The sequence below is a fragment of the Sphingomonas sp. 22R3R2A-7 genome, assembly GCF_036856055.1.
Lineage (GTDB): Bacteria > Pseudomonadota > Alphaproteobacteria > Sphingomonadales > Sphingomonadaceae > Sphingomonas.
Genome location: NZ_JASPFR010000001.1, coordinates 102,310 through 124,098, shown reverse-complemented (window position 1 = coordinate 124,098; position 21,789 = coordinate 102,310). Strand labels below are relative to the sequence as shown.

Genomic DNA, 21,789 nt, shown 5'->3' with positions numbered 1-21,789 from the left:
ATCGCCCCTGAGCCAGCGCGCACTCGCATATGAACATCGAACCCTCATATGGTGAGCATGGGCGGTCGCGTTAAAAGGATAGCCGGGCTCGCGGAGGCTGCCGCGAGAGCCGCAACAGAGCCCAAGGACGAGGGCTGCGCATTATGTGGGCGGCTGCTCGGGCAACGCGTGGAGCGACATCACGTCGTTCCCAAGAGTGAGGGCGGCACGCAGACCGTGCCGGTTCATCCGATCTGCCACCGTACTATCCACGCCTTTGTCGCGAACCGCGATCTGGCATCGTCCTATGCCACGATGGATCGCCTGCGCGAACGCGACGACATACGGCAATATCTCCGATGGATCGCAGGCAAGCCCCCGATTTCCGCGCGCCGACACGCCGCCGTAACGCGTAACGGCGCCGCCGGGCCGAGGCCGAAGGCGATGTTCGATGAGGACGCTGCCAGTGTGTGGCGGGAAAACCCGTATCCCCCGGATCAGCGATCGACCGCAAGTTGCCGCTCGCGCGACCCTATGGCAGTGTCGCTGTTGCATGCGACCTGTGCTGACAGGCGTCTGGCACAGGAGGGTTTGGATGAGCGTCATGCGTTGGTCGTGGATTCCGCTGGCGATCGCCGGATCGGTTGTTGCCGGGGCGCAAGGGATCAGGCCGCCGGTTCAATCATCACCACCACCTGTGATCCAGACGCACGACCACGCCGGGCCAAACAGCGCAGCGCCGGGCGCGCCACAATCCACCATGACGATCTGGCGCGTGGGAGCGGCGACGTGCGGTGGGCAACCCGTCGGCATGACACAGGCGCCCAACCCGTTACCGGCGCTGGGGTGGAGCGGGGTGACGGAGGCGCCGTTGCGCGTCATGTTCCGTATCGATGCGACCGGCCGGCCGCTCGGCATCGAGCGCGAGCAACGGCGCTTCGGTCAAGCCACGGCTGACCTGCTGCCTGCAATGGCGGCCGCGCGCTTTGCGGCGGGCGTAGCGCGGACCGACTGCTCGATCACCTTCACGCCCGATCAGTTACCGCTCGATCAGGTGCCGGCGGACATTGCGATGGCTTACACCGTGTTCCCGACCGGGGCCCGCGCTCCGGAGGCGCTGTGGCGGCGCATCCGTCCCGCCGACACGACGTGCTTCGACCCGACACCGGCGTTGCTCAACCGCGCTTTTCCCGATTTCACGGCGATCGCAGGACAGCCAGGCCGACCGCTGTGGACCATGATAGGCTACGACATCGACGTTGACGGCAAACCGGTGCGCGTCCGTACGCTGGAGGGTTCGCGATCGGCTGCACTGGACGCCGCCTCGCGCCGTGCGGTGGAACAGTCCCGGTTCGTGAAGGGCGCGCGGCGAGGCTGCGTCTACCCCTATTGGAAAATTGCCGACCCAATGCCCGCGCCCGAGACACCGGCCCGCGAGACCATGCCGGCGCAACCCGAGGCGTGCAACGCGCTCGGCGAGTGGACGCGTGCGCCGCGGCTCGCCTACCCGAACGACTATCGCCGTCGCGGGATCGAGGGCTGGGCAATCGTCTCCTACGACGTCGCGCCGTGGGGCGCGCTCGGGAACGTGAAGGTGCTTATGGCCGAGCCGACGAGCGATTTCGGCGACGCCGCCAGGAGCATGTTTACAGGGCTCAGCCGCAAGCCATCCGAGACCGGTGCAAGCGGGTGCATGGAGCGGGTGCGATACGTCATGGGTGCGCCAGGCACGTCTCCGCCAGCCGACGAGGGACCGCTGCCGCTATACTAGCGGTCGCCGACAGGGTCGAATGATGGGAGGAAAGCGGGCGCGGGTTGGGGCGCGCATCGGCCTTCCTACCAGAGGAGATGGTCGGTGATCACGCCCGCTCTGACAAGAAAACCCAGGGCCGCTCCCGCGCACAGGACGGCCCCGTAGACAGCGATGGCGCGGTTTTGACTGCGACGATCCGTTTTGTAGCTCATTCTCGGCCCCCTTTACCTTTCGTTTCCAACGAGGTTGACCGATCATACCCAGCACAACATCCGGACGAATTCGCCCGGCAAAGCGCATTGCGCGCGGGTAGCACGCGATGTTTTCGCGTAGTCAGAGGGCTTCAAGCGTGGCGATCGCGCGGAACGGTGATCAGGGGAACATGATATGAAACGATGGACGTGGATCCTCCATCGCATCGTCCGGCAAATCTGGTTCCGCGCAGGCGTCATCAGCCTGCTCAGCGTGGCGCTGGCGATCCTCGCCGGCATCGTCACGCCGTACCTCCCCTACACGTTCAACGTGGATATCGGCCAGCGCTCGGTCGGCACCATTCTCCAGATTATGGCATCAAGCATGCTGGCGGTGACGACGTTTTCGTTGACGGCGATGGTCAGCGCCTATTCGTCCGCGACGCAGCTTGCCACACCACGCGCGACGCAATTGATGGTCAGCGATCCGACGTCGCAGAACGCCTTGTCGACGTTCCTCGGCGCGTTCGTCTTCTCGATGGTCGGCATCGTCGGGCTGAACACGAGTGCCTATGGCCATGACGGCCGCATCATCCTGTTCGCCGCCACCGTCGTCATCATCCTGCTGGTGGTCGGCACGCTGTTGCGCTGGATCGGCCATATCACCGCGTTCGGGCGCATGGCCGACGTGATCGATCGCGTCGAGGAGGCCGCGACGCGTGCGATGACGGACTTCGCGGCCGCGCCGCATTTGGGCGGGCGTGCAGCGATCGTCGTCCCGCCAAAGGCCGTCGCGATCGCGGGGTCGCAGACCGGCTATGTCACGCATATCGACGTCGCGGCGCTGCGGGCCATCGCGGAGCGGAACGGACTCCGCATTCACGTCGGCGTCCTTCCCGGGACGATGGTGCACCCCAAGCGTGATCTTGTTCAGGTCGAGAGCGCGCTCGACGACACGACACGCGCGGCGCTGATCAAGAGCTTCACGATCGAACGGCACCGCAGTTTCGACCAGGATCCGCGCCTGGGCCTGATCGCGCTGTCCGAGATCGCCAGTCGCGCACTGGCGCCTGCAACCAATGATCCCGGGACTGGGATCGAGGTGCTGAATGCATTATTGAGGGTGTTCCTGTCGCTCGGCTCGCAACCGACGAACGCAGGCGACGACGACAACGAGCAGCACGGGGTGTACCTTGGCCGACCCTCGATCGACGATATGCTGACCGACGCCTTCGGACCCGTGCTTCGCGAAGGCGGCAAGGAGGTCGAGGTTTCGCTGCGCCTGACCAGCACGCTGGCGGCGATGCACGCGAACCTGGCTGTGATGCGCAGGCCGATCGAAGGCTGGGCTGCACGCCACGCGCAGCGTGTGGGTGAGACGATGGAGGATCCTGCCGACCTGGCCGTGTTCGAGCAGGCCTACCGGCGGCTATGGCCGGCGCTCGCCTGATTCAGGCGCAGGTGGATCCGTATCCGCCGACCATCGCAACCGCAGGCGACCGCCCGCACCGCCGGGGGCCGCGCTGCCCCCTCGCCCGGTGATACCCTGTGCGATTGCCGTGCGCTGCCGCAGCGTTCCGCCCAGCACGTCGAGCGTCCGACTGAGTCGAGCCGAGGCCCAAGCTGCGTCGCCAAGCGCCTGATCGTCGATGACGCCGGACCGGATCGCCACGTCCGGCAAGGCGACATCGTTCGGCGGCCCGAGAATGACATCCCAGTCGGCGACCGCCGCGTCCGCGCGACGTTCCAGATCGCGATAGCCGGCGATGCCCAGACCAATGAGCGGCGCGGCCGTCGCGCGGATCGTTCGGCCCGCCGAATCCAGCTGCACCGATGAGACGGGAACACCTGCGATCAGCGCCACGTCGGCAATCGCACGGTCACGCTCGCGCGCCACGCGCAGCGCATCGCCGTTGCCCGCACGCGCGATCTGCGCCGCCTCGACCGCACCGGTTTCGGGCGAGATGCGGACCTGATCGACATGGACATCGACCGGCCGCGACAATCGCTGGCGAAGGTCCGCCGCGAGCTTGCGATCCGCCCCCGGTTCGATCCGCGGCGTCAGCATGACCGCGCGGACACGGACCGGGTTCGCGCCATGATCGATCTCAACCTGGCTCAGTCGCGCGCCGGGTGGAAAATCCTCGCCCAGCGCATCGCGCACCTGACGCTGTGCGACCGCCTCGAACGCGATCCGACGCAGACCGGCACCAAGCGGAATGGAGAGGACCCCGATCGCGACCGCGAACAGCACGAGCTGCCAGCCGGTGTGATGCGGCGACAGATGGCTGCCGAACCCGTAACAGCGCGCGACGAGCGCGGCGGTCAGCGCGATGGTGATGGCATTGGTGAGGAACAGCAACAACGCGCCCGAGAACACCACCCAGTTCCACGTCGCGATGCCGAACCCGACCACCACCAGCGGCGGCATCAGCGCGATGGCGATCGCCACGCCGACGACCGTACCCCCGCGCCCCCGGATCAGCGCATAGCCGCCCGCGATTGCGGAGAGCAACGCGACGAGCAGGTCGAACAGCGTCGGTTGCGTCCGCCCGGCGATCTCGCTCGTGATCGTCTGGACCGGGGAGAGCAGGATCAGCACGACCGACAGCGCCACCGCGATGACCGCCCCCAGAATCAACGCGGTCGCCGCGCGGCGGATCTCGTGGAAGTCGAGCGTCGCGATGCCGAAGCCGAGGCCGATGATCGGCATCATCAGCGGCGACAGCAGCATCGCGCCGATCAACACTGCGACCGAGGGCATCAAAAGCCCGAGCAACGAGATCGCGGCCGAAATGACGATCAGGAAGGCGTAGCGTCCCGACCATCCCGCTTCCTCGGCAATCTGTCGCAGGACGCCGTCATGGTCGACGCCTTGCATGGCCTTGGCCATCCACGCCCGGGGGAGCGTCACGAATTGTGCAGGGTTCAGGTGGATCGGGTCGTCTCCGTCATGGCGAAGGTCTTCGATAGACCATGGTACAACTTCTCGCGGCATACCCACTGGCTCGCCGCATCGGCGATGAACGCGGTCGCAAACATCGGCAGCATCAGGCCGCGGCTCGCGGTCGTCTCCGACAGGATGATCACCGCGGTGAGCGGCGCGCGGACGACCCCTGCGAAATAGGCGACCATGCCCAGGATCACGATCGCGCTGGCGGGCTCGCCGGGAAAGATCTCGCGCAGCAGATTGCCGACGCCCGCGCCGACGGCGAGCGACGGCGCGAAGATCCCGCCGGGCAGGCCCGCGATCGCGGTCGCAGCCGTGGCGACCAGCTTGGCGGGCCCGAACCAGAGCGGCGCATCGACGCCGACGATCATCGCGCGCGCAGGGGCATAGCCGGTTCCCCAGGTCAGCCCGGTCACGACGCCGAGCACCGCGACGACGCCCCCGCAGACACCGGCGAACGTGACGGGATGCGCGCGGGTCCATCCCGTCACGCGGTTGCGGCTGACCGCCATCGCCAGGAGAATGCGCGAGAACAGCCCGCCGGTCATGCCACCCGCGATGCCGGCGACCGGCGCGACGATCAGCGCGGACAGCAACGGCATATGCGCGCCGATCGCGCCGAAATAGATATAGTCCCCCTGCACCGACTGCGCGACCATCCCCGCGATCACGATCGCGGCAAGGACGAGCAGCGTCACCCTCTGCTCATAGGCGGACGCGAGCTCCTCGATCGCGAACAGCAGCCCGGCGAGCGGCGTATTGAATGCCGCCGCGACGCCCGCCGCACCGCCAGCGATAAGGACCCCGCCCCGCAACGGCACGCGGACGAGACGGTGCGTGAACCCCATGACGGCCGCCGCCAGCTGGACGGTCGGGCCTTCCCGGCCGACCGATGCGCCACCCAGCACCGCGCCGATCGTCAGCACCGCCTTGGCCGCCACCGTCCGGATCGAAATCAGCGTGCCCGTGGCGTCGTTCGGGCTGGCCTGCGCCGCGATCACCTGAGGGATCCCGGATCCGCGCGCGAATGGCGCATAGCGACGCGTCAGCCAGACCAGCCCCATGAACGTCAGCGGCGTCGTGACCAGCGGCATCCAGTGCCAGGTCCTTGCAAAGTCGCTGAAAACCTCGCCCGCCCAATCGGCCGCCTCGGCAAACAGCGTCGCGACGATCCCGATCAGGATCGCCCCCGCTAGGATCGCACCCCGCGTGCGAAACTGCGTCGATCGCGGCCCGCGCGCACGTAGCAGCGCCCTATACCGCGACGGCATCCAGCGTTTGGAGGGTAACAGACGATTGAAAAGGCCGGCCATCGGGCTCTTTTAGGTCGCAGAGCCAGTTAGGCCACCCCCGGCAACGCCCGCGTTCGGCGCTCAGCCTCATAACCAGGCATCCGCGCGCCCTGCCCCGCCCCCCAATTTCGGCCAATCGTTCAGCTGATCCGGTACCGCATTCACGACCCTGATCGGCTGCCGGGGAGGCCTTCAGTGAGGAGAAAGCGAGCCTTATTTATCCAAAGCGGACACAAGATCCGTGAAAGCCTCTACGTTCGCTCTTTGATGCGAAAGCACCCCCGCAGTAATGTCCTCCGTATTTCCATCCGGCATGACAAGCTGGGCCTTCACGCCGCCGTTACTGAAGAGATTGACCTGTCGCAGAGCCTCTTCGCGCTGCTCGTTCGCCCATTTGATCAAGTCATCTCGTGATTTCATCGCCTGTAGCCCCCCTCCGTCGTCTGCATCGTAGCACGGCATCGGATCGTGCCTCCAGTGTCGCTTGTGGGCAAAACTGCTTGCCGGCGCGAAACTTTGAAGAAACCCAAACGGTCATGCGCGCGCCCTCCCCCGCTTCCCGACTTCAGACACGTCCGACCTACCCCGGGTTCCGGCGCGTTACCGCATCAGCCTTGGACATCCATCCGGTCTGGCATCGAGATCCCAGACACGCGGAGCGGCTTCTTTGCCTGTCCCTTTACGGAATGTCGCTCAAAGCGGCGCATTCGCTCCGTCCAGCACTCAGTTGATGCGTACAAGGACGCTTACCGGATAGCGTGCGCCATGCCTTTCCCCAAGACCACGATTCGTCATCTCAGCTATTTCGTCGCGCTGGCCGAAGCCGGCAGCTTCACGCGGGCGGCCGAGCGGATGGGGGTGTCCCAGCCGTCGCTCTCGCAACAGATCCGTGCGCTGGAAACCATCATCGGCGCCGCGTTGTTCGAGCGCGGCGGCCCCGCGATCCTTACCCCGCTGGGACGCGATCTGCTCGACCGGGCACGGCGCATCCTGCTCGACGTTGCCGATCTCGAGGATTTCCGGGCGACATCGGCCGATCCCTTGATCGGCACGATCCGGCTCGGCGTCTCGCCGACGCTCGGCGCCTATCTCTTGCCGGCATTGGTCGCACGATTGCACCGCGAGCACCCGACGCTGCGCGTCCATGTCCGCGAAGGCCTGCCGACCGCGCTCGCGTCCGGACTTGGCACCGGCGTCCATGATCTGATCCTAGCACAATTGCCCGTGTCCGGCGGCGCGTTTCACAGCGAGCGCCTGTTTCGCGAACCGCTATATGTCGCGATGGCATCCGACCACCCGTTGAAAGCCAAGGCGATCATCGCGCCCTCCGACCTGCGCGGCACCAATCTGCTGACGCTGCTGCCCGAATATCGGCTCGCCGAGCAGGTGGCGGCGATCGCGGTCGATGTCGGGGCGAACGTGCTGCGCGACTATGAAGGGACCAGCCTCGACGCGATCCGACAGATGGCGGGCATGGGGATGGGGTTGGCGCTCCTGCCTGAACTCTATGTTCGGCAGGAAATCCGTGAGGGTGACGACGTGGTGGTCCGCAAGATCAAGGGCAGCCGCTATTACCGCGACATCGGCTTGCTATGGCGCCAGGGCGCCGGTCGCGCGCCGGCCTATGGCGTGATCGCAGACTTGCTACGCGCGGTTTCCGCATAGGATATTCCTATGGAAATCATAAGTCTTACAGCGTTGCTCCAATGTTTTGATTGGGGAATACTTGCCTCGGATCAGACGCGAGGAACACATGGCAGGCGCACATATCGGATGGCGTTCAGCAGCCGGATGGCTGACCGAGATCGTCGGGCCCGACACGCCCTATGTCCGTCTCGCGATGGTGTACGGCGTGGCGATCAGCCTGTTGTCGCTCGCCACCCCCATCTCGGTCCAGCTGCTGATCAACAGCGTCGCCAACACCGCGATGCCCGCGCCGTTATGGACGCTGGCTGGCCTCTTGCTCGGGCTGTTGCTGATCGTGGCGGGGCTGAGCGCGATGCGGTTCTGGATGATGGCGCTGTTCGAACGCCGGCTGTTCGCGCGCATCGTCGCCGAGATCACCGTCCGCGCGGTGCATGCGCAGAACCCGTTCTTCGCCGACCAGAATCGCGGCGACCTGTTCAACCGCTATTTCGACCTCGTCGTCGTGCAGAAGGCAGTGCCGAGCCTCGTCATCGGTGCGTTCACGATCATCCTGCAATCCGCGGTGGGGCTGATCGTCACCAGCTTCTACCATCCCTTCTTCCTCGCCTTCAACGCGATCCTGCTGCTCGTCATCCTCGCGATCTGGCTGATCTGGTCGCGCGGCTCGATCCGCTCGGCGGTCGCGCTGAGCCACGCCAAGCACGACGCCGCGCGCTGGCTTGAAAGCGTCGGCGGGTCGAACGGCTTCTACAAATCGAGCCGCCATTTCGATTTCGCGATGGACCGGTCGGAAGCCGTCACCGCCACCTATGTCGAGCGCCACCAGCGCTATTTCCGTTACAGCTTCACGCAGACCGTCGCCTTCCTGCTGCTCTACGCCTTCGCCAGCGCGGCGCTGCTCGCACTCGGTGGAAACCTAATCCTGAGCGGTGAACTGTCGATCGGACAGCTGGTCGCGGCCGAGCTGATCCTCAGCGGCGTCTTCTACGGCGTGTCGCAGCTCGGCTGGTATCTCGATACGCTCTACGATCTGGTGGCGAGCGCGGAGGAATTGTCGCTGCTCTACGCGATCCCGCAGGAGAGCACGGTCACCGCGGCAGGGCAGTCGCCCGGCGATGGGGCTGTGCGGCTCGACCGGGTGGTGACGGAGGGCGCGCGTTTCGATTTCGCGCTCGCCGCGGGCGAACAGCTCGTCACGCGCGCGGACGGCGGGGCCGAGCGGCTGCTGGCGATGGTGCTCAAGCGCCATGTCGTGCCCGAGCGCGGGCTGGTCCTGGTCGGCGGCGCCGACATGGCGACGTTCGACATGTATCTGCTGCGGTCCGAGGTGATGGTGCTCGACCGGCCGAGCATCGTCGAGGTCACGATCCGCGAATATCTGACGCTCGCCGCCGCCGCGTCGGCATCCGCGGTGATGCTCGACGCGCTCGAGACGGTCGGCCTGCGCGACCGCATCGCCGGGTTGCCGCACGGGCTCGATACGCCGCTGGCGGCGTCGGGCTATCCGCTGTCGATCGGCGAGGTGATGGCGCTGAAGCTCGCCAATGCGCTGCTGGTGCGCCCGCACGTGCTGATGTTGTCGCAGCTCTACGATCTGATCCCAACCAGCCGCCTCGCCGAGGTGCTGCGCCAGCTCAAGGCGGCGGGTACGACGGTCCTGCTGTGCACCGGTCGCCCCGAGGATATCGTGCTCGACGGCTGGTTCCATCTCGAACCCGATCGGCAACGCCGCTTCGACAGTTGTGCGGCGCTGGTCGCCGCGACCCAGCAGGGAGCCGGCAATGCCGTATAAGCCCGATCGCCTCGCGCATTTCCGCACGCTCGCCGCGATGCGGGCACCACGGGTGGCATCGGCGGTGGCGTGGATGCTCGTGCTGGGCATCGCGATCGCCGCAGCGATCATGGCCCTGGTCCCCTGGGTGCAGACCGCCAACGGCACGGGGCAAGTGGTCGCGCTCGATCCCGGCGACCGCCAGCAGCAGGTCACCGCGCTGGTGCCGGGCAAAGTCGAGCGCTGGTACGTCCAGGACGGCCAGCACGTCGCGCGCGGCGATCCAATCGCGCGCGTCGTCGATCTCGATCCCGACCTGCTCTCGCGCCTGGGGGCCGAGCGCGCGCAGGTGCAGGCGGAGATCGCCGCGATCCAGCAGAGCCGCGCGGTCGCGGGAATCGACGTCGCGCGCACCGGGCAGTTGCTCGCCGAAGGGCTCGCCGCCCGTCGCGATTACGAGCAGACGCAGATCAAGGTTGCCGACGCGGGCGCCAAGCTCGCCGAGGCGCGCGCGAAACTCAACCGGATCGACATCCAGCTCAACCGCCAGTCGGCACAGCTGGTGCGTGCGCCGCGCGACGGCCGCGTCCAGCAGCTGAATGCCGCGAGCGGCAGCGCGCTGGTCTCGCCCGGCACGGTGCTCGCGGTGATCGCGCCCGAGCGCGTCGAGCGCGCGGTCGAGCTGTACGTCGATGGCCGCGACATGCCGCTGATCCGTCCCGGTCGCCCGGTGCGGCTCGAGTTCGAGGGCTGGCCCGCGATCCAGTTCAGCGGCTGGCCCTCGATTGCGCAGGGCATGTTCGACGGGCGCGTTCGCATGATCGACCCCAATGCCGCCCCCGACGGCACGTTCCGCATACTGGTCGAACCGCGGCCGGGCAAGCCGGGCTGGCCGACCGCCACCTTCGTCCGCCCGGGCGGCAAGGTGCGCGGCTGGGTGCAGGGCGAAACCGTCCTGGTCGGCTACGAGCTATGGCGCCAGCTCAACGACTTCCCGCTCGAATTCGGCCAGCGCGGCGCGGCATCGGCCAAGGCGCAGCCCAAACCGCCGGCAAAGGCCAGCGCGGACGAATCCGGCAAGGACGGGGACGCCAAGAAATGACGCGGGTCCCCCTCTTCTTGGCGTCGCTTTCCTGCTCGTCCTGCTGGCACCCGCCGCCGCGTCCGCGCAAAGCACGCCGCTGACGCTCGACGAGGTGCTGCGTTCGTCCGCGCGCTCCGCGCCGCAGATCGTCGAGGCGCTCGCCAAGGTGCGGCAGGCGGACGGCCGCGCGCTGTCCGCGGAGGGGGCGTTCGACACGGTGTTCGACGTCGAGTCGAAGTCCCGCGTCGCGGGCTATTATGACGGCACCGTCGTCGAGGGGAGGGCGACGCGCCCGCTCACCGGCAATGGCGGCTATGTCTATGGCGGCTATCGCGCATCGCGCGGGACGTTCCCGGTCTATGAGGACCAGGCCTATACCAACAAGCTTGGCGAGACGAAGGTCGGCGCGCTGTTCGCGCTGCTGCGCGACCGGGTGATCGACGAACGCCGCACGCGGCGGACGATCGCCGGTACCGAGATCGACGTCGCGCGGTTCGAGGCGGAGATGGTCGCGGTCGGCGTGCAGCGGCGCGCGGTCGACGCCTATCAGGCCTGGGTCGCGGCGGGCCTCCGCCTGCGCGCCTATCGCGACCTGCTGAATCTCGCGGAGCGGCGCCGCAGCGCGATCGGCCGGCTGGTGACGCTCGGCGCACGCCCCGAGATCCTGCTCGTCGAGAACGACCAGAACCTCGTCCGGCGTCGCGCGCTGGCGGTACGGGCCGAGCAGGATGTCGCCGGTGCCGCCAATGCGCTGTCGCTCTATCTGCGCGACGAGGCGGGTGCACCGGTAACGGTGTCGGACGATCGCATGCCCGCGGACGCCGGCGCGCTGGCCGCGCTTCCCGTCGCCGCGATCCGGGCGGGGCCGGTCGAGCGTCCCGACTATCGTGCGGTGCTCGCGCGGATCGACCAGGCGACGTCGCGGCTGATCCTGGCGGAGAACGACCTGTCGCCGCGGCTCGATCTTCGCGGCGAGGTCGGCAAGGATGTCGGGCCGGTCGGCCTGGGCGGCCCCAACCGGACGCCGCTCGAGGCGGCGGTCGGTTTCCGGTTCAGCGTGCCGCTGCAGAACCGCGCCGCCAAGGGCCGCGTCGCCGAGGCACGCGCCGAGATCGACGCGCTCGGCCAGCGCAGCCGCTTCCTGCGCGACCAGATCAGCGTCGAGGTCCAGGGCATCGTCATCGCAGTCGGCGCAGCCGAACGGCTCGCCGCCATTGCCGACGAAGAGCGTCAACTCGCCGACCGTCTCGCGGCCGCCGAGCGCCGGCGCTTCGAACTCGGATCGGCCGATTTCTTCCTGGTCAATCAACGCGAGGAAACCGACACCGACGCACGCGTCCGCCTCGTCGACGCGCAGGCGCGGATCGCGTCGGCGCGTGCCGAACTGGCCGCCGCTACCGCAGATCGGGACGCATTGCGGCTTGTCCGCTGACGGCAATTGCACTGACTAGGAAAGGTCGCGCTGACATTGGCGCTGACGCTCTTCTGGTCCCCATATGCCGCATGTAAGGAGAGGCATATGGCCGGCGGTTGGACGCGCGATGGCGCGGTTCAGGATCAGATCGACGATCTCGGTTGCAGACGCAGTGCTGGCCGCCCGGGCAAGCATGCCAAGCGGAACGAGTGAACCCTTCTGTGCAATCTGCGGCGATGAGATCCCCGAAGGTCGACGCGAGGCGCTGCCTGGCGTGCGGACGTGCGTCACGTGCCAGAGCGGCCGCGACCGCCCACTGGGCGCGGCATTCAATCGACGCGGCAGCAAGGACAGCCAGCTGCGGTGATCACCGCCGCATGGGTGCGGAGGTCGGCTGACCAGACCCACACCTGGACAATCCCACGTCAATTGCCGCCTTCCAGCTTCAGCCATTTGCCGAGGGTGAGCGCCTCACCGATGTGAGGCGACCATGATCGGTGCGATGGCGTGATGCTGCTGAACGGCCAGCGCACGATACGCTACGGTGTGACTTGGACAATGGTCGAACATAGGGATCACCAGCGGCCGGACGCGCAAAGACGCCATTTGAATGTCACGGCTGCAGCCGGTGTCGTAGCGACCAGGTTTTATTCCTGGATGACGTGGATCGCCGTCTCGGCATTCAGCGGCCCCTTGCATCCCGCCTGTACGGACTTGCCGGCAGATCCGGTTACATCGACCAGCCAGATGTCCGTCCGCTTCGGCGCGCACCCGGTGATCTCGTCGGAGGGTCCGCAGTCCAGGCACGTGGTTCTCTGGGGTGGCCCATATCCCGGGCACTTCGCTTGTCTGGAAGTGAGCGGAAGCGGCCGTTCGATGCGATCAGCTCCGGAACGTCTGGAATTGGTGGATGGCGGACGAGCGTGTTTGCGGCTGGATCATAGTCAAACCTGCCGCTAAATCTAACCGATGGACCTTTCCGGCCTCATCGTGCTTCCGCTCGCTGCGCTAATCACTGCCTGCTGGATCGTTGGCGCGGCAGTCCTGTCAAAGAATGGTCCAGGCTTTCGAGCACCATTTCTCCTATCCTACGGCTTTGGCGTGATCTTCATGGAGCCATGGAAGATCGCGGCATGGCAAGAACTCGGTATGTTCGCGATTATGCTGGTAATGCTCGCGCTTTGGGTTGCGGCCGGATGCGTCGTTGGCGGCATTCCTGCTGCGCTGATCGTCGCACTCGCGACGAAGTTGCGGCAACGCTTCGGGCATTAAGGAACGGCAGCTTACTGATGCACGCATACCGGCATGTTACGTCCGACTTTGGGCGGAAGCGGAATGACCGAGATTGGTGGGAAGCGGACGTTCGTTAGAACAGGCCTGACTGTCCGGTCGCAAGCTTCTCCACGGCGGCTCCGACCACGATGAACACACCGATCCCGGCTCCGCACCACGCCGCCAACCGCTTGTTTCGCCTGTAAACCAGCACCAGCAGCAGCGGCACACCAAACAGGACAACGATGGCCACGGCCAAGTCAGCCAGCGAAATTGGCATCCATTTTCCCTTCGTAGCTCACCCTGCCAACTCGAGCGAATGTCTGCAATTGGGCGAAAGCGAAAGGGCGGCTTTGGAAAGGAATGCGGGCGGGCGTCTTTCAAAGCGGCACCCCGGGAAAACTGCGATCGAATGCGCCCGCAAACAACATCTGCCCTTCGTGCGTGCGGATACCCGGGCTACTTGCCGTTCGCTGGCTGACGCAGTGTCCGTGAATTTCGCATCAGAAATGGCGCCGAGATGCGGGCCTACCAGTTTACGCCCGCTCTACCCGACGCTGCCAGTTCTGGCGTTCAGTACACGAGGGCGTATGCCAATAAGAAGCCCCAGTATCCAAAATGTTAGGGCTCCTTGAACGTGATCAGACCGGGCGGCGAACAGCCGTCTCGCAAACCAGCCTGCACTTCATCCCGAGCGGCCTTCCGTCGACCGTTCCGATAATGCCTCACACGACTGCGACGTCGGCGCTCGAGTGTGCGCAACATTAAACAAGATCAGCCTGCTTTACATCGGCAACACACCTGATAGCTTGTCCCCGACGGGGGATGAACGATGCTCGAACTTACCAATGTCACGCATGTGTATGCCAATGGCACGCGGGCGCTCGACGATATGTCGCTTAGCGTGCCCAACGGGATGTTCGGGCTGCTCGGGCCCAACGGCGCGGGGAAGTCGACGCTGATGCGGACGATCGCCACGTTGCAGACGCCGACCGCCGGCACGATCCGGTTCGGGACGATCGACGTGATCGCCAATCCCGAGGCTTTGCGCGAAACGCTGGGTTACCTGCCGCAGGATTTCGGCGTGTACCCGCGGGTATCCGCCTATGACATGCTCGATCACATGGCCGTGCTGAAAGGCATCGCCTCGGCTCGCGAGCGCAAGGAAACGGTCGAGACGCTGCTCAACCAGACCAACCTCTGGAGCGTCCGCAAGAAGGCGATCGCGGGGTTTTCGGGCGGCATGCGCCAACGCTTCGGCATCGCGCAGGCGCTGATCGGCAACCCTGCGCTGATCATCGTCGACGAACCGACCGCAGGCCTCGATCCCGAAGAGCGGAACCGTTTTCTCAACCTGCTGGCCGAGATCGGCGAGAACGTCGTCGTGATCCTGTCGACGCATATCGTCGAGGACGTCGCCGACCTGTGCCCGCGCATGGCTGTCCTGGCGGCGGGACGGATCCAGCTCGAGGGTGCGCCCCTCGACCTGATCGAACGCACCCGCGGCAACGTGTGGGCAAAGACGATCGGACGCGACGAACTCGACGAAAGCCGCCTGCGGTACGAGGTGATCTCGACGCGGTTGTTTGCCGGTCGGACGATCATCCACATCCTATCCCCCGAGGATCCGGGCGACGGCTTCACCGCCGCGCGGGGTGGTCTGGAAGACGTGTATTTCTCGACCCTCGCGCGGTCGCGGCGCGTACCGGCGGCAGACACCCCCTCCTCCGCCATCGCGGCCTGAGCGCCATGTTCGGCCAGATCGCCCGCTTCGAGCTTCGCTATCAGCTGCGCAACCCGGTCTTCTGGACGGTCGCGATCCTGTTCTTCCTGCTGACCTTCGGGTCGATGACGATCGACCAGATCAAGATCGGCAGCGGCGCCAACATCCACAAGAATGCGCCGATGGCGGTGGCGCAGGTCCACCAGATCATGTCGATCTTCTTCATGTTCGTGACGACCGCGTTCGTCGCGAACGTGATCGTTCGCGACGACGAGAGCGGGTTCGGACCGATGGTGCGATCGACCCGCGTCGCCAAGTTCGACTATCTGATGGCGCGCTTCCTTGGCGCGTTCGCCGCGGCGGCGCTGGCGTTCGCCGCGATCCCGCTGGCAATCTGGCTTGGGTCGCTGATGCCGTGGGTCGATCAGGAGACGCTTGGGCCGAACCGGCTGCACGACTTCGCCTATGCGTATTTTCTGCTGGCACTCCCCAACGTCTTCCTGACCGCGGCGATCTTCTTCGCGGTGGCGACGATGACGCGGTCGATGATGTATTCCTATCTCGGCGTCGTCGTGTTCCTGATGCTGTATCTGGCGCTGAACTCGATCCTGCGCTTCAAGCCGGAATGGCGTGCGACGGGAAGCTATTTCGAGCTCTTCGGCATCGGCGCGCTCAGCACCACGACGCGCTATTGGACCGCGAGCGAGGCCAATAACGGGCTGCCTGCCTTTGCCGGGGTGCTGCTGTGGAACCGCGTGATCACGATCGGCGTCGGGCTGGTGGCGATGGCCATCGCCTATGCACGCTTCTCGTTTGCCGAACGCGGCGTGTCCAAGCGCAGACTGCGCAAGCAGCAGCGCGCGACGACGAAGCTTGCCGCAACGCCGCCGCTCACGGTCGATCGCTTGCCCGCTGCCAGACCGTCCGAAGCGAACTGGACGCGGATGTCCGCGCGGTGCCGGTTCGAGATGGCGTTGGTGTTCCGCAGCCCGGCGTTCGTCGTGTTGATGCTGATCGGGTTGTTCAACACGCTGGGGGGGATGCTGTTCGCCAACGAGATGTTCGGTGCGCCGATCCGCCAGCTGACGTTCGCCGTGATCGCCACGCTGGAGGGGACGTTCAGCATCATCCCGCTGATCATCGCGATCTATTATTCGGGCGAACTGGTGTGGCGCGACCGCGAACGCGGGATGCACGAGATCGTCGATGCAACCTCGCTGCCCAACTGGGCCTATCTGGTGCCGAAGGTGCTCGCGATCACCGGCGTCCTGTTCGCGACCGCGGTGATGGCGGCGCTGACCGCGTGCGTCGTCCAGCTCGCACGCGGGCAGACCGACCTCGCGCTTGGTCAGTATCTCGCCTGGTGGGTGCTGCCGATGACAGCGGACGCGGTCATCCTCGCGATCCTGGCGGTCGTGGTACAGGCGCTCAGCCCCAACAAATATGTCGGATGGGCGATCATGGTCGTCTATCTCGTCGGCACGATCACGCTGACCAACATGGGATTCGAACACCCGCTCTATCAATATGGCAGCACCGGCACGGTGCAGCTGTCGGACATGAACGGGGCGCAAATCGGCGGACCGCGCGCATGGTGGCTCCGGCTGTATTGGGGCTCGGTCGCGCTGGCATTGTGCGTCGTCGCGCACCTGCTCTGGCGGCGCGGCACGGAGACCCGGCTCCGCGTGCGTCTCGCCCAGCTACCCCGGCGGTTGCTCGGAACGCCCGGTGTCGTGCTGGCCGGAGCGCTGTTCGCGACGGCGGCGAGCGGTGCGTATCTGTATCACGACATGAACGTCATCAACCGTTACCGCACCACGCAGGATGGCGAGGCCCGGCTGGCTGAATATGAGAAGAAATATCTCCGATACGCCACGCTTAAACAGCCGTCGGTCACCGACATGCGTCTCAACGTCGCGCTATACCCCGATCAGCGTCGGATGGAGTCGAGCGGCACCTATGCCTTCGTCAACGATAGCGGCGCACCCCTGTCCGACCTGCACGTCCGGCTGATGGACGACCAGACGAAGCTGGGCAAAATCGTCATTCCCGGCGCGCGACTGGTGATGGACGACCGCGATCTTCACTACCGCATCTACCGGTTCGCGACGCCGCTCGCACCCGGCGCACGCGGCACCATGGCGTTCCAGGCGACGCGGTGGCAGCGAGGGCTGGTCGCCAACAATGACGACACGCGCGTCGTCGGCAACGGGACGTTCCTGCAGAACGACGAATTCGCGCCGCAGATCGGCATGCGGCAGAACGGCCTGCTGCAGGACCGCGCCAAGAGGCGCAAATACGGCCTGACGCCGGAGCTGCGCCCTGCGAAGCTAGAGGATCGTTCGGCGCAGGCGCGCAACCTGATCAACAATGCGCCGTGGGTCCGCTCCGACATCACCGTCTCGACGATCGCCGGCCAAGTCCCGGTGGCGCCGGGCCGCAAGGTTGCCGACACGACCACGGGGGGACGCAGAACCGCGAGGTTCGTATCGACCGCGCCGATCCTCGCCTTCTTCTCCGTCCAGTCCGCCGCCTATGCCGAACGATCGCGGACCGTCGACGGCACGCATCTGACGGTGTTCTACGACCCGCACCATGCGTTCAACGTCGACCGCATGCTCGACGCGATGCAGCGCTCGCTCGCCTATTACCGCGCGAATCTCGGACCTTATCAATTCGACTATGCACGCATCCTCGAATTCCCTGGCTATGCAAGCTACGCGCAGGCGTTCGCGGGCACGATCCCCTATTCGGAACGCATCGGCTTCGTCGCCGACACGCGCGATCCCGACAAGATCGACTATGTCAGCTATGTCACCGCGCACGAACTGGGGCATCAATATTGGGGCCATCAGCTGGTCGGCGCCGACATGCAGGGCGGGTCGATGCTGGTCGAAACCATGGCGCAATATTCCGCGCTGATGGTGATGAAGCACCAATATGGCGAGGACAAGATCCGTCGTTTCCTGAAATACGAACTCGACAGCTACCTGCGGTCGCGCGGCGGCGACGTGGTGGAGGAAGTGCCGCTCGATCGGGTCGAGAACCAGGGATATATCCATTACCGCAAGGGTTCGCTGGTCATGTACCTGTTGCAGGACCGTCTCGGAGAAGCGCGCGTCAACGCCATGCTGCGCGGTCTGCTCGCCCGCTATCGCTTCAAGGGAAAGCCCTATCCGCGTTCGCTCGATCTGGTAGCGGGCTTCCTGTCGCTGGCCCGCACGCCCGCCGAACGTCAGTTCGTGCTCGACCTGCTGGATCGCATCACGGTGTACGATCTGAAAACGACCAATGCGGTCACGCGCAAGCTGCCCGACGGTCGTTTCGAAACCGTACTGACGATCGACGCCGCAAAGTTCTACGCCAACGGCACCGGCGTCGAAAAGGCATCGCCGCTTTCCGACACGATCGACGTCGGCGTCTTCGACCAGCGCCCCGGCTTCGGCAGCTTCGCCGCGACGGACGTGATCGCGAAGGTCCGTCGACCGATCGTCTCGGGCGTACAGACCATCCGCATCGTGACACGGAAGAAGCCGGCCTTTGCCGGGATCGATCCGTACAACATGTATGTGGACCGGAACGGCGACGACAATGTCGTCGCCATCACCTCCTGACGCGGCCTGCCCGTTGTCGTCCCAACCTGCCCCCGGGCGTTGCTAAAGAGCAACCTGCGCGACGCAGCGGCTCGCTCTCCTGACAGGCTGACAGTAGCGCCCCGCTACCGCCCGCAGATGCTGAATGCGCCGACGACAGCACCGCTGCGCGAGACGCCGATTGCTATAGAAGACATAGCGCGGCACCGCCTTTTCCGAACACGATCGAATTCCCAGGATCCACACGGCTTCCCGAAACCCGTTTCGCATCGAGAAATAGGATATCCCGGGCTAGACCCGACCCGTCCGCAAAGCTCTGGACCAGTCGGCACGGGCATTAGCCTCGGCGTCACGGGCAGCCTGTTCCCAGTCATAATCGACGGATAGAAGCTCGACCATCCAGCCAGCACCCTCGTTGGACAGGACGGCGTAGCGTGCGTGCGGCGATCCGCTTTCTGCGCGGTGAACGTGGGGTCGATCATCGGCATATGCGGGAAGACCGACGCTTCCTGGATTCATGATCATGCGCCCGTCGTCGAGCGTCATCACTCGTTGGATATGCGTATGGCCGCAGAGGATCACAGCCGCGTCTGTAGCTCCCGCACGGTGTTGGACTTCCTCGCGCGTGGCCTCACGAAGCCCCTCCTCTGTCACCGTCTCGAGAAAGTAGGTCAGGTCGCTGTCCGGCGTGCCATGAACAAGCAGCACATCCCTGGACAGGCGCATGGTCGTGGGCAACGCTGCTAGCCACGCAAGCTGTTCAGCGCTTAGCTGGTCGTAGGCGTGGCGATCGGACAATCTCATACGCTCACGAGGCTGATCCGAAAGCTGACGTTCGTGATTCCCGCGTATCGTCGGCAATCCCAGAGGCATCAGTCGGTCGGCTGTTTCACGCGGGAATAGGCCCCCCGAGCAGATGTCCCCGAGGTTCACGATCTCGTCGACTTCCCGAGAGGCGATGTCGGCGAGAACTGCATCAAGCGCCGCGACATTCCCGTGGATGTCCGAAATCACAGCGATCTTCATTACGGACCTATAACGATCCAGCCGTGCGATCGTAACCCCCGCGGTCCGGCATCTACAGACCTCAGCCCGGCTTCCCGCTCAGGCAATTGTCGAACGGCCATTTCCCTGGGGTCCCTGATCCCCGTCGATCAATCGTGCGTCGGAATGCGAGCGATCACCTTGATTTCGAAATCGAACCCCGCAAGCCAATTGACCCCGAGAGCCGTCCAGGCCGGATAAGGTTTGCGTTCGAACAACTCGCCCTTGACCGCCATGATCGTGTCGAACTGCCGCTCGGGATCGGTGTGGAACGTCGTGACGTCCACAATGTCGTCAAACCCGCATCCCGCGGCCAGCAGGGTGGCTTCCAGATTGGCAAACGCACGGCGAACCTGCGCCTCGAAGTCGGGTTCGGGCGAACCATCCTCGCGACTGCCGACCTGACCCGAGACGAACAGGAGAGCGTCCGACCGTATCGCGGCCGAATAGCCGTGGGCTTCGTAGAGCGCGTGCCGGCTGGCAGGAAACACTGCTTCGCGCTGGACCATGCTATCATTCCTTCGGGTATTGGGGGCAACAAAGGCAGCCTCTGGCCGCTCGACCTTTCAACGTAGCTGGATAATCCGGATACGCCGCGTATATGAAAGCAGCAATCAGACGCTGCGTCAATCCATATACGCCGCGTATGTGAGAGGATATTCGATTGGCAGCAAAGCGTCGCGCTCAAACGATGGAAGAAAACCGCGCCAAGCTCATCGGTGCGGCACGCAGGGCGTTTGCCGCCTCGGGTTTCGCAAGTGCGTCGATGGACGACCTGACTGCAGAGGTTGGGTTGACCCGGGGTGCGCTCTATCACGGCTTCGGCGACAAGAAGGGGCTGCTGGCTGCCGTCGTTGCGCAAGTCGACGGCGAGATGGCGGCACGCGCGCAACGCGCGGGGTCCGACTCGGCGACCGGTTGGGAGCGGCTGATCGCCGAAGGCGAGGCCTATATCGAAATGGCGCTCGATCCGGAGGTCCGACGGATTGTGCTGCTGGACGGCCCGGCCTTCCTGGGCGACCCCGCGACATGGCCGAGCCAGAATGCGTGCCTTGCCGTCACCGAGCAGGCGGTCGCCAAACTGATCGCCGAGGGGGTCATGCAGACGGTCAATGTCGAAGCCGCGTCACGCCTCCTGAGCGGCGCGGCGTTCAATGCCGCGCTTTGGGTCTCCTCCAGCGAGACGCCGCAAAATGCCCTACCGCAGGCGATCGCCGCGTTCCGGTTGATGGCGGAGGGCTTGCTGGCAAAGCGGGGCTAGCGTGACGATGATCCGGCCCTGTGCATCGTCTCCAAGAACTCCCCGATTGGGAAACTTGGCGGGTAAGTCGCCAGGGCGATCACGCCCAGAGCCCCCTAAACCAGGATCTCGACCCGTTTCTGCGAGTCGAGATCTTGGCACTGCGTCCTCGCAATAATCCGCCTTTGCGACCTATTCTTCAGGTCCGCTCCGCGACGTGTCGAGGTCGATATCCTCCCCCGGATTGCCACCACCCGCGCCCGCTCCACTGCCGTGGACTTCACCGGTCTTGTTGTCGATATATGCGCGCTTGCCAGCCTCGGGCGGAATGTCCCTGCCGTCAGCCGTATCGGCCGGGTCGGCGCCAGACGCGCGGTCCCTGTTCTGCAGATGCCGCTCGGCGGCGTGGTTCACGCTATCATACTCGTCGCCCGAATACCCGTCCCCTTTGCCGAAACCGTCGTCGACGGGGTTTGCATCCCTAGATTTCACCCGGACATTTTCGTTAGGCTTCGGCGTGCTGTCGTCAGTCATGGCAACCTCTCAGTGCTGTCGGTGACCAACGCACAAGCGGTATAAATCTCCACGACTGTGATGAAGGCTTTTTCAGTTGCGGTCCGGGCCCGCCAGCGCCTTCGCAGGCGAACCACAGGTCGATGCCACCGAGCAACTCCCGTGCCTCGGCGGCAAATACCGTGACCGCGGCTGGATCCGAACGTCGACCGGCGATCACCCGCTGCTTCCCGGCGAGAGCATGACCCGTGCTCAGCAGACTTTGCTCGAGGCGCTGGCCTCTAGATCTGGCGGACAAGGTCGCGGTCGCGCTGGAGGGGCTG

At 65.4% G+C, this 21,789-nt stretch carries 17 protein-coding genes and 2 pseudogenes; 12 read left to right on the top strand and 7 right to left on the bottom strand.

Features of this window, described 5'->3' with window-relative positions:
* Positions 1 to 57 precede the first annotated feature (57 nt).
* From QP165_RS00600 to QP165_RS00590, 3 genes and pseudogenes are all read left to right on the top strand, one after another.
* A pseudogene (locus tag QP165_RS00600) lies at positions 58 to 395 on the top strand (HNH endonuclease signature motif containing protein).
* Positions 396 to 541: 146 nt separating this feature from the next.
* Positions 542 to 1,750 (top strand): energy transducer TonB, encoded by a 1,209-nt coding sequence (locus QP165_RS00595; protein ID WP_333993112.1) that lies wholly within the window; start codon positions 542 to 544, stop codon positions 1,748 to 1,750.
* Positions 1,751 to 2,119: 369 nt separating this feature from the next.
* Entirely contained in the window at positions 2,120 to 3,373 is a 1,254-nt protein-coding gene (locus tag QP165_RS00590) for a DUF2254 domain-containing protein (RefSeq protein ID WP_333993111.1), read from the top strand.
* On the opposite strand, the gene QP165_RS00585 is transcribed toward QP165_RS00590, so the two are convergent.
* The 3 genes from QP165_RS00585 to QP165_RS00575 all read right to left on the bottom strand — a co-directional run bounded on the left by QP165_RS00585 (position 3,353) and on the right by QP165_RS00575 (position 6,627).
* The gene (locus QP165_RS00585) at positions 3,353 to 4,804 is read right to left on the bottom strand and encodes a DUF389 domain-containing protein (RefSeq protein ID WP_333993109.1); all 1,452 of its coding nucleotides are present in this window, start codon (positions 4,802 to 4,804) and stop codon (positions 3,353 to 3,355) included. The two genes, QP165_RS00590 and QP165_RS00585, sit on opposite strands and share 21 nt — an antisense overlap.
* 47 nt (positions 4,805 to 4,851) lie before the next feature.
* Complete coding sequence (locus QP165_RS00580) at positions 4,852 to 6,186, bottom strand: chloride channel protein (RefSeq protein WP_333993108.1); 1,335 nt, start codon at positions 6,184 to 6,186, stop codon at positions 4,852 to 4,854.
* Positions 6,187 to 6,378: 192 nt separating this feature from the next.
* A complete protein-coding gene (locus tag QP165_RS00575) occupies positions 6,379 to 6,627 on the bottom strand; it encodes a hypothetical protein (protein WP_333993106.1) in 249 nt (82 codons plus the stop codon).
* 303 nt (positions 6,628 to 6,930) lie between these two features.
* On the opposite strand from QP165_RS00575, the gene QP165_RS00570 reads away from it, so the two are divergent.
* From QP165_RS00570 to QP165_RS00545, 6 genes and pseudogenes are all read left to right on the top strand, one after another.
* Positions 6,931 to 7,830 carry a hydrogen peroxide-inducible genes activator gene (locus QP165_RS00570; protein ID WP_333993105.1) on the top strand — a complete coding sequence of 300 codons (900 nt, stop codon included), beginning with the start codon at positions 6,931 to 6,933 and terminating at the stop codon, positions 7,828 to 7,830.
* Between the two features lie 88 nt (positions 7,831 to 7,918).
* On the top strand, positions 7,919 to 9,604 hold the full coding sequence (locus QP165_RS00565) for an ABC transporter ATP-binding protein (RefSeq protein ID WP_333993104.1): 1,686 nt from the start codon (positions 7,919 to 7,921) through the stop codon (positions 9,602 to 9,604).
* On the top strand, positions 9,594 to 10,685 hold the full coding sequence (locus tag QP165_RS00560) for an efflux RND transporter periplasmic adaptor subunit (protein WP_333993103.1): 1,092 nt from the start codon (positions 9,594 to 9,596) through the stop codon (positions 10,683 to 10,685). Before QP165_RS00565 ends, QP165_RS00560 begins: the two co-directional genes overlap by 11 nt.
* A 94-nt stretch (positions 10,686 to 10,779) precedes the next feature.
* Positions 10,780 to 12,099: a TolC family protein gene (locus QP165_RS00555; RefSeq protein WP_333993101.1), complete on the top strand. Its 1,320-nt coding sequence runs from the start codon at positions 10,780 to 10,782 to the stop codon at positions 12,097 to 12,099.
* Positions 12,100 to 12,186: 87 nt separating this feature from the next.
* Positions 12,187 to 12,448: pseudogene (locus QP165_RS00550) on the top strand (DksA/TraR family C4-type zinc finger protein).
* A gap of 602 nt (positions 12,449 to 13,050) precedes the next feature.
* On the top strand, positions 13,051 to 13,353 hold the full coding sequence (locus QP165_RS00545; protein ID WP_333993099.1) for a hypothetical protein: 303 nt from the start codon (positions 13,051 to 13,053) through the stop codon (positions 13,351 to 13,353).
* Positions 13,354 to 13,447: 94 nt separating this feature from the next.
* On the opposite strand, the gene QP165_RS00540 is transcribed toward QP165_RS00545, so the two are convergent.
* Complete coding sequence (locus QP165_RS00540) at positions 13,448 to 13,633, bottom strand: hypothetical protein (RefSeq protein ID WP_333993097.1); 186 nt, start codon at positions 13,631 to 13,633, stop codon at positions 13,448 to 13,450.
* Between the two features lie 552 nt (positions 13,634 to 14,185).
* Between QP165_RS00540 and QP165_RS00535 the strand changes: the two genes are divergently transcribed.
* Both QP165_RS00535 and QP165_RS00530 read left to right on the top strand, forming a co-directional pair.
* Positions 14,186 to 15,097 (top strand): ABC transporter ATP-binding protein, encoded by a 912-nt coding sequence (locus QP165_RS00535; protein ID WP_333993095.1) that lies wholly within the window; start codon positions 14,186 to 14,188, stop codon positions 15,095 to 15,097.
* Between the two features lie 5 nt (positions 15,098 to 15,102).
* Positions 15,103 to 18,690, top strand: coding sequence for an ABC transporter permease/M1 family aminopeptidase (locus QP165_RS00530; protein WP_333993093.1), 3,588 nt, complete (start codon positions 15,103 to 15,105; stop codon positions 18,688 to 18,690).
* Between the two features lie 270 nt (positions 18,691 to 18,960).
* Here the strand turns inward: QP165_RS00530 and QP165_RS00525 are convergent, their stop codons facing one another.
* Entirely contained in the window at positions 18,961 to 19,695 is a 735-nt protein-coding gene (locus tag QP165_RS00525; RefSeq protein WP_333993091.1) for a metallophosphoesterase family protein, read from the bottom strand.
* 128 nt (positions 19,696 to 19,823) lie between these two features.
* Positions 19,824 to 20,222, bottom strand: coding sequence for a RidA family protein (locus tag QP165_RS00520; RefSeq protein WP_333993090.1), 399 nt, complete (start codon positions 20,220 to 20,222; stop codon positions 19,824 to 19,826).
* Positions 20,223 to 20,404: 182 nt separating this feature from the next.
* Between QP165_RS00520 and QP165_RS00515 the strand changes: the two genes are divergently transcribed.
* On the top strand, positions 20,405 to 20,974 hold the full coding sequence (locus tag QP165_RS00515; RefSeq protein ID WP_333993088.1) for a TetR/AcrR family transcriptional regulator: 570 nt from the start codon (positions 20,405 to 20,407) through the stop codon (positions 20,972 to 20,974).
* A gap of 171 nt (positions 20,975 to 21,145) precedes the next feature.
* Here the strand turns inward: QP165_RS00515 and QP165_RS00510 are convergent, their stop codons facing one another.
* Positions 21,146 to 21,487: a hypothetical protein gene (locus QP165_RS00510; protein ID WP_333993087.1), complete on the bottom strand. Its 342-nt coding sequence runs from the start codon at positions 21,485 to 21,487 to the stop codon at positions 21,146 to 21,148.
* Positions 21,488 to 21,789 lie beyond the last annotated feature (302 nt).